At 62.2% G+C, this 14,619-nt stretch carries 8 protein-coding genes; 7 read left to right on the forward strand and 1 reads right to left on the reverse strand.

Features of this window, described 5'->3' with window-relative positions; genetic code table 11:
* Positions 1 to 239: 239 nt before the first annotated feature.
* From ABIN98_RS23930 to ABIN98_RS23950, 5 genes are read left to right on the forward strand one after another with little or no spacing between them, the layout of a single operon-like run.
* A complete protein-coding gene (locus ABIN98_RS23930) occupies positions 240 to 1,493 on the forward strand; it encodes a sarcosine oxidase subunit beta family protein (RefSeq protein WP_346913880.1) in 1,254 nt (417 codons plus the stop codon).
* Between the two features lie 9 nt (positions 1,494 to 1,502).
* Positions 1,503 to 1,859 carry a cupin domain-containing protein gene (locus tag ABIN98_RS23935; RefSeq protein ID WP_346913882.1) on the forward strand — a complete coding sequence of 119 codons (357 nt, stop codon included), beginning with the start codon at positions 1,503 to 1,505 and terminating at the stop codon, positions 1,857 to 1,859.
* Positions 1,860 to 1,869: 10 nt separating this feature from the next.
* Complete coding sequence (locus tag ABIN98_RS23940) at positions 1,870 to 2,175, forward strand: sarcosine oxidase subunit delta (protein ID WP_346913884.1); 306 nt, start codon at positions 1,870 to 1,872, stop codon at positions 2,173 to 2,175.
* Entirely contained in the window at positions 2,172 to 5,174 is a 3,003-nt protein-coding gene (locus tag ABIN98_RS23945; protein ID WP_346913886.1) for a sarcosine oxidase subunit alpha family protein, read from the forward strand. Before ABIN98_RS23940 ends, ABIN98_RS23945 begins: the two co-directional genes overlap by 4 nt.
* Positions 5,167 to 5,730 (forward strand): sarcosine oxidase subunit gamma family protein, encoded by a 564-nt coding sequence (locus tag ABIN98_RS23950; RefSeq protein ID WP_346913888.1) that lies wholly within the window; start codon positions 5,167 to 5,169, stop codon positions 5,728 to 5,730. The genes ABIN98_RS23945 and ABIN98_RS23950 overlap by 8 nt, the downstream gene beginning before the upstream one ends.
* Positions 5,731 to 5,740: 10 nt before the next feature.
* Here the strand turns inward: ABIN98_RS23950 and ABIN98_RS23955 are convergent, their stop codons facing one another.
* A complete protein-coding gene (locus ABIN98_RS23955; RefSeq protein ID WP_346913890.1) occupies positions 5,741 to 7,936 on the reverse strand; it encodes a caspase family protein in 2,196 nt (731 codons plus the stop codon).
* A 152-nt stretch (positions 7,937 to 8,088) separates the two neighbouring features.
* Here ABIN98_RS23955 and ABIN98_RS23960 point away from each other — a divergent pair, with 152 nt between their 5' ends.
* Both ABIN98_RS23960 and ABIN98_RS23965 read left to right on the forward strand, forming a co-directional pair.
* Positions 8,089 to 9,864 (forward strand): alpha/beta hydrolase, encoded by a 1,776-nt coding sequence (locus ABIN98_RS23960; protein WP_346913892.1) that lies wholly within the window; start codon positions 8,089 to 8,091, stop codon positions 9,862 to 9,864.
* A 48-nt stretch (positions 9,865 to 9,912) separates the two neighbouring features.
* On the forward strand, positions 9,913 to 14,619 hold the full coding sequence (locus tag ABIN98_RS23965; protein ID WP_346913894.1) for a caspase family protein: 4,707 nt from the start codon (positions 9,913 to 9,915) through the stop codon (positions 14,617 to 14,619).

Genomic DNA, 14,619 nt, shown 5'->3' on the forward strand with positions numbered 1-14,619 from the left:
TTCGATTGAGACGGGATCGCGGACGCCGATGGCGACTGGCTGCCGCATGTCGCAAATAGGCTATCCTGCGACTGAAACCCGTCATGCCTTCCGGTCCCGCCTTGAAATGATGCCGGCAACGGGAAGCGGCTCGGCCCTTGTTCGAAAGGGTCATCCGTTCTACCCCTAACGATGGTACGGACCGCACCGGAGATAAACCGGCTGCCGGTTCGGTTTCATGATGTTCAGGGCTTTGCTTCATGTTGCGATATTCATTTCTGGAACTGGCCAAAAACGCCTTTTCCGCCCACAAGAACTGGGGCCGCCAATGGCGGGCGCCGGAACCCAAGGCCGAATACGACATCGTCATCGTCGGTGCCGGCGGCCACGGGCTGGCCACCGCCTATTACCTGGCGAGCGAACACGGCCTGAAGAACATCGCGGTGATCGACAAGAGCTGGCTCGGCGGCGGCAATACCGGCCGTAACACCACCATCGTGCGGTCCAACTACCTCTGGGAAGAAAGTGCCGCGCTCTACCAGCACGCGATCGACCTTTGGGAAGGCCTCTCCCAGGAACTGAACTACAACGTCATGTACTCCCAGCGCGGCGTCATGATGCTGGCCCACACGGTTCACGACATCCAGGTGTTCAAGCGCCACATCCACGCCAACCGCCTGGCCGGCGTCCAGAACGAATGGCTGACGCCCGAGGAAGCGCGGGAATTCTGTCCCCCGCTCAACATCCAGAAGAACATCCGCTATCCGGTGATGGGCGCCGCCCTCCAGCGGGTCGGCGGCACGGCCCGTCATGACGCGGTCGCCTGGGGTTATGCCCGCGGCGCCGACAGCCTCGGCGTCGACATCATCCAGAACTGCGCTGTAACCGGCATTCGCCGCGGCGCGGATGGCGCTGTCGAAGGCGTCGAGACCGCCAAGGGCTTCATCAAGGCAAAGAAGGTCGGCGTTGTGGCGGCCGGCCATACCTCCGTGTTGATGGAAATGGCCAGTGTGCGCGTTCCGCTGGAATCGAACCCGCTGCAGGCGCTGGTCTCCGAGCCGGTCAAGCCCGCCTTCCCCTGCGTGGTCATGTCCAACACCATCCATGCCTATATCTCCCAGTCGGACAAGGGCGAGCTGGTGATCGGTGCAGGCACCGACCAGTTCGTCTCCTATAGCCAGACCGGCGGTATCCACATCACCACCCACACCATCGACGCCATCTGCGAGTTGTTCCCCATGTTTCGCCGCATGCGCATGCTGCGCAACTGGGGCGGCATCGTCGACGTGACCCCGGACCGTTCGCCGATCATCGCCAAAACGCCGGTGCCGGGGCTCTACGTCAATTGCGGCTGGGGCACGGGCGGCTTCAAGGCGACACCCGGATCGGGCCATGTCTTCGCCCACACGATCGCGAAGGACGAACCGCATCCGATCAATGCGCCGTTTACGATCGAACGGTTCCGCACCGGCCGGTTGATCGACGAGGCCGCGGCCGCCGCCGTGGCACACTAGGAGACGGTCATGAGCAGACAGGCTGTGAACCTGGCGGATCGGCTCTCCACCTTTTCCGAGCTGTGGACACCCAAGATCGTCAGCGCCTTCAACGGACACGACGTGATGGTGGTCAAGGTGAACGGCGAATTCGTCTGGCACTCCCACCCCGATACGGACGACCTGTTCTTCGTGCTGTCCGGCAAGCTGACCATCCAGATGCGCGACGGCAACGTCACGCTCGGACCGGGTGAACTCTATGTGGTGCCCAAGGGCGTCGAGCACTGCCCGAAGGCCGAAGAAGAAACCCATCTCATCATCATCGAACCGGCGGGAACTCCGAATACCGGAGATCCGGAAACCGCCGCCGTCAAGACGACCATCTAAGGCCACCGCCATGCTGTTGATTGAGTGCCCCTACTGCGGTGTCGAACGCCCGGAACTTGAATTCCGTTGCGGCGGCGAAGCCCACATCGCCCGCCCCGAGGATCCGTCTGCCAAGACCGACGAGGAATGGGCGGAGTTCCTCTACATGCGTACCAACACCAAGGGGATCTACGCCGAACGCTGGCGCCATATCCATGGCTGTGGACGGTTCTTCAACGCGGTCCGCGACACGGTCTCCGACAAGTTCCTGAAGATCTACAAGGCGGGAGAACCGATGCCGGATCTGGCATCCCTGGAGAAGGAGGCCGGTCAATGAGCCAGCCTTTCCGTACCGAAAAAGGCGGTCAGATCGACCGAGACCGAAAAATCTCCTTCACCTTCGACGGAGAGCGCATGGAAGGCTTCGAGGGCGATACGCTCGCCTCGGCTCTCCTTGCCAACGGCGTTCATCTCGTGGGCCGGTCGTTCAAGTATCACCGTCCGCGCGGCATCCTGACGGCCGGCTCGGAAGAGCCGAACGCGCTGGTCGGCGTCTACCGCAAGGGCGACCAGACCCCGAACCTGCGCGCGACCCAGGTCGAACTCTATGACGGCCTAGAAGCCATCAGTCAGAACCGGTTCCCGTCGCTGTCCTTCGACATCGGCGCGGTCAACGATTTGCTGTCGCCGCTGCTTCCCTCCGGCTTCTACTACAAGACCTTCATGTGGCCGAAGGCGTTCTGGGACCGGGTCTATGAACCTGTGATCCGCGCGGCGGCCGGCCTCGGCAAGCCGCCGAAGAACCCGGACCACGACCGCTACGCCAATCTCTATGCCCATTGCGACGTGCTGGTGATCGGCGCAGGCCCCGCCGGTCTTTCCGCCGCCCTCGCCGCCTCGGAGACCGGCGCCCGCGTCATCCTTTGCGACGAGCAGGCCAGCCTCGGAGGCTCGCTGCTAAGCGAGACCGCAGCAACCATCGACGGCAAACAGCCCGAAGAGTGGGCTGAAGATACTGTTGCCGAGCTGGCCGCACGGGACAATGTCACCCTGCTGCCGCGCACCACCGCGTTCGGCTATTACGCCCAGAATTTCGTGGCGCTGGCCGAGCGGGTCACCGATCACATGGCCGATCCCGACCCGGCCCTGCCGCGCGAACGCCTGTGGCAGGTGCGCGCGAAGGAAGTCGTGATCGCCGCCGGCAGCATTGAACGGCCGATGGTGTTTCCGGAAAACGACCGGCCCGGCATCCTGATGGCCGGCGCAGGCCGCACCTATCTCAACCGCTACGGTGTCAAGGCCGGACAGAAGGTGCTGGTGGCGACCGCCTGCGACACCGCCTGGCAGGCGGCCTTCGACCTCGCCGACAACGGCGTGGAAATCGCGGCCATCGCCGACACCCGCAAGACCGTGCCCGACGCCCTGATGGCCATTGCCGAAGCCCGTAACATCAAGGTTCGCACCTCTTGCGTCGTCACCGGTACGAACGGCCGCAAGCGAGTCTCCGGCGCCCTGCTCGGTCATGTCTCCGACACCGGGGCCGTCAGTTCCGCCGGCGATGTCGCCTGCGATGCGCTCCTGATGTCCGGCGGCTGGACCCCGACCGTCAGCCTTTATTCCCAGTCCCGCGGCAAGGTCGTCTGGGACGAGGCAAACGGCAACTTCCTTCCCGGCGCCCATCCGCAGAACGAACGCTCCGCCGGCGCCTGCCGGGGGCTTTACGGCCTGAACGCAGTGCTTGAGGACGGTTACGCAGCCGGCGAAGACGCGGCGAAATCCGCAACCGGCAAGAGCGCGAAGCGCACCTATGCGGTCGCGACCGGCGCCCATGCCGGCGAAGGCGGCACACTCGGGGACCTGCCGCATGACCGTGACGCCTCCCGCGTCAAGGCCTTCGTCGACTACCAGAACGACGTCACCGCCAAAGACGTGAAGCTTGCCGTGCGCGAAGGCATGCATTCCATCGAGCACATCAAGCGCTACACCACCACCGGCATGGCGACCGACCAGGGCCGCCTGTCGAACATGAACGCGCTGGCCATTGCCTCCAACGCCCTGGACAAGCCCCTGCCGCAGGTGGGCCTGACCACCTTCCGCCAGCCGTTCACGCCGACCACCTTCGGCACCTTCGCCACCTCATCGCGCGGCGACTTCTTCGACCCCGTCCGCAAGACGCCGTCCCACCAGTGGGCGGTCGACAACGACGTCGTCTTCGAGGATGTCGGCCAGTGGAAACGGTCGCGCTATTTCCCGAAGGACGGCGAAGACATGCATGCGGCCGTTGCCCGGGAATGCGAGATCGTGCGCGAGAAGGTCGGCCTGTTCGACGGCTCGACCCTTGGCAAGATCGAGGTCGTCGGCCCGGATGCGGCGGAATTCCTGGAGCGGATGTACACCAACCCGTGGAAGGGACTGAAACCCGGCCGCTGCCGCTATGGCCTGATGCTCAACGACGCCGGTTTCATCATCGACGACGGCGTCATCGGCCGCATCGCCGAGGACCGGTTCCATGTGACCACGACAACGGGCGGGGCCGCCCATGTGTTCGCCACCATGGAAGACTATCTGCAGACCGAATGGCCCGATCTTGATGTCTGGGTGACCTCGACCACCGAGCAATATGCGGTGATCGCCCTGCAGGGGCCGCTTGCCCGCGACGCCATCGCACCGTTCATTCAGGATATCGACCTGTCCCCAGACGCCTTCCCCCACATGAGCGTGGCGACCGGCACCTTCTCCGGCGTCCCCTGTCGCCTGTTCCGGATCTCCTTCACCGGCGAAATCGGCTTTGAAATCAACGTGCCGCGCCGCCACGGCACCATGGTCTGGGAGACCATGGCCGCGGAAGTGGCAAAACTCGGCGGCGTCGTCTACGGCACGGAAACCATGCACGTTCTGCGCGCCGAAAAGGGCTACATCATCGTCGGCCAGGAGACCGACGGCACGGTCACCCCGGACGATGTCGGCATGAGCTGGGCCATCGGCAAGAAGAAGAAGGACTTCGTCGGCAAGCGCGGGCTTGCACGCCCCGACCTGGTCGCCGAGGGCCGGAAGCAGCTCGTCGGGCTGCTTACCAAGGATCCGCGCGTCGTGCTGGAAGAAGGCGCCCAGGTCACCAGGGTGCCGGACCCGGCCAAGGGCACGTCTGCGGAAGGCCATGTGACCTCCGCATACCACAGCCCGGCTGCCGGCCGCTCCATCGCGCTCGCCATGGTCAAGGACGGCCGCGCGCTTCACGGACAAACGCTTTATATTCCCATGCCCGGCGGAGCGATCGAGGTCGAAGTGACCGAACCCGTCTTCGTCGACAAGGAAGGAGGCCGCCTCAATGGCTAATCCCCTCTACCAGCCCGATGCGGCCGAAGAACCGGTTCTGAGTCTCCCGGAGATCTCCCTGTTGAAGACCGCACCGCTCGGCCGGTTTTCCTTCCGCGGCCGCAAGGCGGCTCAGGACGCGGTCGGCAAGGCCCTCGGGTTCGACCTGCCCCAGCAACCGCTCACGGCATCCGAAGGTGCCGATAAAGCCGCGCTCTGGCTCGGCCCGGACGAATGGCTGCTGCTTGGTCCTGAGGACGACGCCGACGCGATGCAGAGGGCTCTCACGGAAGCGATCGGCGATGCGCCTCATGCGCTTGTCGACATTTCCCACCGCCAGGAGGCGCTGATCGTGACCGGCGACAAGGCCGAATGGCTCCTGAATTCCGGTATCCCGATCGATCTGGATACCTCCGCCTTCCCGGTCGGCATGGTCACCCGCACGCTCTTCCACAAGACACCGGTCATGCTCTGGCGCATCGGTGACGACAGCTTCGTCGTCGAGGCCTGGGGCTCTTTCATCGGCTACGTGGCCGGCCTGCTGGAAGAAGCAGCGCAGGAACTCCGGGCGGCCTAGGCTTGGCGGCCTAGTTCCCAAGCGTGAAGGCAATCGATCTGGGAAGGGTCCGCCACCGGTAGGTCTTCACCCAGACATCGGTCGCCGCGTCATCGAACGAAAAGCCGGACCGGCTTCCAAGTGACTTGTCGGAAATGGCTTTCAGCGTCTTGCCGAACAGTCCTTTCGTATCCGCCCCCCGGCTGCCGTCCTCCTCGCCGAAGCAATTTTCGATCTGGCCCTCCAGATTGAAGCTCTCCGTATTCCGGCGCACCTTGCTCGCAATGAAATAGACGCGATCGTAGCCGGCGGAATACTGGTTGTTCGGTGGACAATCGGAACAGACCACCGTCGGGGCACCGACCGGCTTTTTCCGGTCACTGCCATCGACCAGTTCGTATTTGGGATGAATGCAATATTGCGCGTCGATGTGGATCCGGTTGAGGTCCAGTGCGTCCTCGAACTTCCCCTGCGCCGTGAACTGGAGCATGTCGCATTGCTTGAGATCCTGACCGCTTTGCAGTGGCGCGGCCTTGCTCGGGTCCATTTTCCGGTAAGCCGCCCGGCACTCGCGTTTCGCCGAAACCTTGCGTCCCGGCGGCGCCAGAACCCGGATATCGCTGCTGGAAAGACTGGCTTCAATCTCGATCGGCGCCTCGCTCAGAAGCGAAGGCTCGGTTTCCATGGAATCCATCGCCTTGGCGAACAATTCCGCCTTCAGGATCCGAAGCAGCACGGAAGAAAGCTTTTGCCGGTTTTCCGGATAAGGCTCTTCGAGCTTGAAAGACAGCCCCGCGGGCTCCTGCTCGATATGCGCCTGGGGACCGAACCACAGCGTCTTGCCGTCCAGCAGGACCTGCACGTCATAGGTTCCCTCTGCCTGTTCGCCCGCAATGCCGGCGCGTTCCGTGACTTCCTGCAAGGTCGACCGGACCAGTTCCGCCACGGGCGCATCGGAAGCCATCGGAGCCCCGGTCTTGAAATCCAGGACCGGTGAAAAGCGGATGATCATATCCATCGGCCGGGCAACGATTTCGCCGAACCGCGCGCTTTCCGGAAGGTTGCCCTCTGCTTCGCAGAGATCCTGAGAGGTCGGCTGGCAACTCTCCGCGACGGGACGCAAGTAAGCCACCCGCGGTTCGGCTTCTTCAACCTGGGCAAACCCCAGGAAGGTGTGTTTCGTCAAATCGCCGTCCATGAGACCGACCAGGGTTCCGGGCCGGATGCCCTGGATCAGTCCGCCCTCGATTTCGTCGCCGTTGACGAGAAAGCGATGGACGCCGGTGCTCATCTCTCCGCCGAAAACGGCCGCATCGATCAGATTTCCCTCCCAGGAAGGCGTCTGCATACCCATCTGGCCCAGCTCGGGATCATTGTTGATGTCGCTGAGAAGGGCCTGAAACAACTGACGATAGGAAAGGTCCGGGTTCTGTTCGAGGCGACGCAATAGCACGGAGGTGAAAAGGCCGTACCAGCCCTCGTCGCCTTTCGCGGCGCCCTTGCTGAAGTCGATTTCCCGGGCAACCTCCGTGGAACGTGCGGCATAAAAGGCGAGATAGTTACCCATCTCGCCCGACTGTGCGACCGGCGCATCGAATGCCTCGGTATCCCGCTTCTGGCTACCGGACCGAACCGACGTGTCGATGCCGAACACATCCGGCGTCACATTCCGGCTGAGGGAAAAGCTGGAGGCATCCCGCATTCCGCTCCCGGAATGGCAACTGTCGAGCACGAACCAGACATCCGCCCCCTTGCGCCGCAACCCGGCAACAATCTCGCCGATCTCATCGTCGACCAGGGCATTCGGAACCTGGTTGGCACCTGCCTCGGGCTTCCCGATGTCGGAAGGCAGGAAGATCTCGTCCAGACCGTCCCGCTCGTCGTTGTTCATATCCAGCTGCCGCGACCCGTGCCCGCTCATGTGGATATAGATGAAGTCTCCTTTGGCTGCGTCTTCCGCAAGCTTCCTGAAGCCGTCCAGAATGTTCTGCCGCGTGGCCTTATGTTGAGGATCCAGGCTGTCCAGGTAAATGCGCACATCCTTGACACCGCGTTTCTTCAAAAGGGCTGCGATTGCTTCAATGTCGTTCTTTGGGCCTTTGAGATCGGGAATGCCGAAGCTGTTGTCGTAATCGAAAGCGCCCACGAGCATTGCTCGCGTCTCTGCACTGGCACTCCCCGCCAAAAACAGGGAGATGAAGATACCGGCAATCACAGTCCAGCGCATAGAGCGGTCCTCGTTGCATTGGTTTCAATCATGCAGAGAATGATTGATCGAATGGCAAATTATCGTTGTTCAACAGAAACATGTAGAGTTGCCACCCGAGGAGAGTAGCGTCTATTCTGCCGCTAGGTCAAAGTTTGATACAGGCTTGTTTCATGCGTTTTCTGGTTTTTCCGCTTTCCCTAATGATGCTGATCACGAGCCTGGCCGCCTCTCACGCGCAGGCCCCTGTGCCGGATATCGAAGCCGGTGCTTTCAATCCCCTCGTATTCGGACTGCAACTCGCTCAGGAACCGGACCCGCAGGAACGGCTGCAACTCATCGATGGCGCCTTGGACCGGCTGCAGGCGCAAGCAGGCACGGACCCCAAGGTCGTTCTCGACCTGCTCCAGGAAAAAGTCGACCTTTTGCTGGAACTCGACAAAACCGGGGAAGCGGCCGCGCTGCTGGCCGGCATGGCGTCCTACGCCGACAAGAACCGGGACAGCCTCGATGTGAACATCGCCGCCTTGCTGCACAAAGCCGCGGAACTGAACGAGCAAAATGGCAATCTCCGCCAGGCTTCCAGGCTCCTGGAACAGGAGCTGGAGGAGCGTCGGTCCGGAATGCAGTTCGGCGACCCCGTCGCCCGCGTCATGAACGACCTTGCCCGTGTCGCCCAAAAGCGCGGAAACACCAAGGCATTCCAGCAATTCACGGCTTCGGCGGAAGCCGTCCTGACAATGGATAGGCCCGGAGCACCCGGCGGCACCAAGGCGGCCAACAATGAAGGCGGCTTCCGGGAAGTGGAGATCTATTATGCTACGGACCGGGCGCGCTCAGGGAGCAACGACCCGGGCGAATACTACGGCTATGACCGCGGTCAGCTCGAATATGGCATTGTCACCGTCAGCATCCCGGACATTCATGTGCCCGGAGCCATAGAGGCCCCCTCCATCTGGCGCCTGGAATTCGGCCCGGACGCCAGCAAACATGTGATGGTCCAGAAGGTCGATCCGAAAGACGTCTCCGCCTTTTACGCCAGGATGAATGCGGATCTTGAAAAGCATTCCAGCAAGGAAGCCTTTGTCTTCATCCACGGCTACAACGTCACCTTCGATGCCGCCGCCAAGCGGGCCGGCCAGCTTGCCTATGACATGAACTATTCGGGTCTGCCGATCCTCTATTCCTGGCCGTCTGCCGGAAAGACCACCCGTTATATCGGCGATGAAGCGGTGGTCCGGCTCAGCGGCCGCCGGCTTGCCAGGTTCCTGGAGGAGCTCAGGCAGAAATCCGGCGCCGAAACCATCCACATTGTCGCCCACTCCATGGGAAACCGGGCGCTGACGGACGCCCTTGAAATTCTGGCCCTGAAGAACACCGGAACGCCCGACGAACTCCCACTGTTCGGTCAGGTTTTCTTTGCCGCCCCCGATGTAGACGCAGACCTGTTTGCGGAAATGGCAAAGTCGTTCCATCCGGTCGCGCAACGCCTCACCCTCTACACGTCCGAAGAGGACTGGGCCCTGAAGACCTCCCGGGAACTGCACGGCAGCGCCACGCGCGCAGGGCTTGGCGGCGACAATCAACTGGCCTCCAGCGACTTCGACACGATCGACATGACCGGCCTCGGCACGGACATGTTGTCCCACTCCTATTTTGCCGACGACAGCTCCGCCCTTGCCGACATGCTGGCACTGCTGTGGCGCAATCCCGCCCCCGGCAAGCGGTGCGGTCTTGCGCCTCACAAGAGCGACGGCGATAAACCGACAACCTGGCGCTACCTCAAGGACGTCTGCCACGATCGCGATCTGCTGGCGCTTCTGGCACAGTTGAGAGGCTATCCTCATCCGGATCCAGCCACGATCCGGAAAGTCGTCGAGGCGAATTTTTCCGACAAGGACCAGATCAGCCAGTGGGAGACCCTTTTGCTCGGCATGACCGGGCAATAGCGATCGGATCCAATGTCAGGAAACCCAGGCTTCAGGGGACGTCAGCCAGTGCCTTCTGCCAAATTCGCATCGACGTTCATGGTGAAAGCGCTGGCGGTTCTGGCCACACTCCTGCCTTTATGGATATCGGCAACCAGCGCTCAAGAAGCTGCGACCGACAAATTCGTCCATATCGGTTCGATACCCCACGAACACATGTCCGTCAGGGCGCTGGCATTCGACCCGGACGATGCCTTCTTGTGGGCGCAAACCGCCTACGGCCTGACGGCAACGCGGGTTTCCAGGTTTTCGATTGCCTCCGGGACGGAGACGTTCAGTTTCGCGCTCGATGCCGAACTCGCCGGCCCGCCCGTCCTGTTCGACATGGACACCGGTTCGATCGTCCGCCGGGACACCAAAGGCTTTGAACGGATCGCACTCGATACCGGAAAGCGGCTTTGGCGCTACGACACGAAGGAGCCGTTTGACGGCTTCAGCATCCCCGTTTTGTCCTCGGACGGAAAGCGGGCTCTCTATGTTCAATTGGCCGGTGAATTTGCTACGCTTTTCGACCTGGAAAAACAGGAACCGATCCGGGTTTACGACAGCCAGAAACTGCAGCCCGATCTGGCGGCTTATCTGGCCGGTTTCCACGCCCCCGCCGTCAGCAGCGGCGACGGGCGCCATGTGCTTGCAACGTTTGACACGCTTTTCCTGATCTCCGCTTCCGGCGACATTATCTGGAAACACAAGGAAGACGAGATTGTAGGCTCTGCCCGCCTCAGCGACGACGGCCTCCGGCTGGTCACCGGGCCACATAAACGTGAAGACGGCTCCAAATATCTCGCCCTGCGCGACATCGAAAACGGCGAAATCGCCGAACGGTTCGATGTGACTGAGCCTGATGATTTTCTGTTGTCTCGCGATGGCCGGTTTCTTCTCGCCCTGGACCGGAAGAAGTCACGGATACAGGTCTGGGACCTCGACGTCCCCTCACCGGTTCTGACCTACGAAGGCGGCCGGAAGCGCATCGGGGCCGCAGCCTTTTCCGACGACGGTGAACGGCTCGTGCTGGCCCTGGAACGCAGCGACGGCCGACAGGGCGAGTTCGCCTTTTTCGAGCTGGGCGGTACGCCGCCGGATGCGCAGCCTGAAGAAGAGGAAACCCGGCGCCTGGTGACCAACACGGGACATTCCGCTCTTGTCACCGCCAGCACAGTTTCGCCCGACGGCCTCCTGATGGCCTCCGGCGACAGCGAGGGATATCTGTGGCTGTGGCACGTTCCGACACGCCGCGCCATTCGTGGGAACGCCCTGCCCGGTCAGTCGATCAGCGATCTTACCTTCCTGGACAGCAAGACCGCCCTGATCGCGGGCTCCCAAGGGATCTATCTCTGGAACGCCGCGTCGGGCAAATTATCGCCCTTCGACCCGGTGAAATACAACCGGCTGCCGGTCGGGAAGTTTCAAAAGGCCGGCGATTTCATCTGGTTCTGGGACAACGCCGATGTCGCGGTGCTCGACCTGAAAAACGAAAGGCTGCGTTTCGAAAGCCTGCGGTTCCACAGGGATTACGACAGTCTTCTCGAAACGCTTCATGTAAGCCCGGACGGCAGCGAATTCGCCGTCGCAGCCAGTAGTGGTGATGTGTACCGCTTCGATGCGCAGACCGGCCAGCTCCTTGAACGTCTTCAAGGCCAGAAGGGCGAGATCTTCAAGCTTGCCTATGGCACGGCTGGAAAAGAGCTGTTCGCGATCCTGTCCGAGCAGGATCCGGCCGGCGGTAAGAAGCAACACATCCTTGCCTGGCACCTCACCGGACCGGATGCGGCAAGCAGCAGCTCGAGCCTCCTTTACAAGACCGCTATCGGCAATGAATTTCTCTCCGACATCTGGATCGCTCCTGACGGAACCCACCTGGTGGTCTCCGGCGGCAACGAGAAATACTGGCTGATCGACCCTCTTACCGGCGATATCGCCGAAGAGCGCCGCTGGTTTCCCGCCCAGGAGAGCCTGCAGGCGATATACGGCGTGAAAATCAAGCCGGTTCCAGGCTCGGCCCAAGCGATTGTCCAGGCAGGCGCCCTGCCCCTTCAGCTCAGCGCAATCGACTTTGACAAGGGCGAATGGATCGGGGCGTTCCGCACCGAAGTCAGCCCCTTCCAGGCCGTCCGGTTCTCCAAAGACGGCAGGAACCTGATGTTCAATGCCCCGGGCTACGTGCACCTCTGGTCGCTGGAAGAAGGCAAGGAGGTCAAACGCCTTACGAACCTCTCCCGCAATCCCGCCTTCGACAACCTAGCGCCGGACGAACGGGGACTTCTCACGCTCGACTATCAACAGGGCACCGCGAACGGCGCCCTTGCGACCGATATCAGGTTCTGGAATCCCCGCGTCGGCAATCGGACGATCATGTCGATCCCGACCACGATCCGGGATCCGTCCAACGGCCGGTTTGCAATGAACGCCCCGCAAAAGGTCCGGTTCTCCAACAGCGGCAATCACATATCGTTCCTCGGAAGCGGCTTTCTGGCGGTCTGGGATATCAAGAGCGGCGCTGCGAAACTGACTGCCTACGATGCGTTTCCCGTGGTCGGCGACGGCATCCTGTTTTCTCCCGACGACCGGCTGGCGACCGCCCCGCTTGAAATGGCGGACGACGGGTCCGCCCGCCTTGCGACCTGGGATCTGGACACCGGACAGGAACTGTGGCGCACGAAACTTCCGGCGAAGGGCACCGTGTCCGTCAGCTACAATTCGAAAACGGACACGCTCCTGGTCGGCGATCAACTGGGCGGCGTCTTGTGGACCTACCACGCCCGCACGGGCGAACAGCTCAGGGAAATCGATCTGCGGCGGTACGGACAGCCCGTCCGGATCGCAAATGCGGGCGCAGACATGGCGGATCTGATCGCGTCGAGCTGGCTCGGCCATGCCGCTCTTGCCCGGTCCGACGATCCGGATCAGATGGTCGAATTCGCCGGGCAGGCGCAGATCGTGGCCGCAGCCTACTCGAACGACGAAACATGGCTTGCGACCGGCGACGACAAGAACCACGTGGTCCTGCGGGACGCTGAGACCGGGGAAGAACTCGCCCGGTTTGCCGCCCAGGCCGGCCGTGGAAACACGATCAGCTTTTCCCCCGACGATTCCCTGCTGGCGGTCGTCGAAAGCGATGGGTCGGCCACTTTATGGAACACACTCACGGGCGAGAAGCTCGTCAAGATGATGTCCCTGCAAGAGGATGGCGGATGGCTGACCGTCGCGCCGGACGGACGATATGACGCCAGCGATCCGGGCGATGTGGCCGCCCTTTCCTGGGTGCGCAAAAGCGACCCGCTGACCCCCTTGCCCGTTTCCGTGTTCTACCGGGACTATTATGAGCCCCGCCTCCTACCCCGCCTGCTCGCCCTCGACGAATTTCCGGAAATCCGGGACATTGCCGACATCAATATCGACGTTCCGAAAGTGAACATCGACAAAGTGGTAGAAACCGATCGTGGTCTGCTTTCGGTCACCGTGGCTGCCGAAGAGACGATTGGCGATAACTCCGATGGCGGATTCTCGCTGAAACTGTTCCGCGACCGCCAGCTTGTCGGCCAGTTCCCCGATCCTTTCGGACAGCAAGACGGGGTGAGCATTCAATCGGGCTCAGACGGAAAATCCCTGATCACCTTTTCAGGGATCAAGTTGCCGCCTTCCGACAAAGCAGACGATATCCGGACCTTTTCCGCCTATGCCTTCAATGCCGATGGCGTGAAAGGAGAGCGAGTCTCGTTCAGCTATCGCTACAACGCGGAGACCGGCGTCCGGGCGCCCAGAGCCTATATCGTGACCATAGGCGTGAACGCCTATCAGAACCCGGCCTGGAACCTGCGCTATGCGGTCGCCGATGCGGATGCCCTGCGCTCGACACTTGCCGCCAAACTCGGCGCCGAAACGGCTCAGACCTACAAGGATATCGTTCCGATCGCACTCGTCGCGTCCGGAGCCGACGGGCGGCCGGTGACGGCGACACGCAAACACATCAAGGCCGTCGTCGATGTTCTGGCCGGACGCACCGCGGACCCGGATGTACTGGCGGAGATCGACGGCGCGCAAGAGCTACGTGCGGTGAACCCGGAGGATCTGGTGGTGCTGACCTTTTCCGGACACGGCTACGCCAACCCGGACGGAAATTTTCACCTCTTCCCCTGGGATATCGGCACGGGCACCGACCGGTCTCTGACGCCTGAGCTGCTGGACCGGACGATTACAAGTGCTGCCCTTGCCGACTGGCTCTATGCCATGGATGCCGGCCGGACGGTGATCATCATCGATGCCTGCAACTCCGCGGCCGTGGTCGAGGCGAACGGCTTCAAACCCGGCCCGATGAACAGCCGGAGCCTCGGACAGCTCGCCTATGACAAGGGCATGCAGATCATCACGGCGAGCCAAGCAGAAAACGTCGCCCTGGAGAGCGAGCTGGTACAGCATGGCCTGCTCACCTACGCCCTGGTCTCGGAGGGGCTGGAGAACCTGGAAGCCGATTTCCGGCCCGCCGACGGGCAGATCACCCTGTCCGAATGGCTGGAATACGGAACCGGGCGCGTACCGGATCTCTACCGCCAAGTCCGCGAGGGGCAATTGGAACCCCTCACCAAAGGCGCCGTCGATCTGGGCATGATCATCCGCTACGACGACGAGGATGCCAACGTCCAGCGGCCGAGCCTGTTCGACTTCCTGCAACGGCGGTCGGATATCGTCATCGAGACGCGTTCCGGCGCCCGGCCCTGA

It is taken from the genome of uncultured Roseibium sp., from assembly GCF_963675095.2.
GTDB lineage: Bacteria > Pseudomonadota > Alphaproteobacteria > Rhizobiales > Stappiaceae > Roseibium.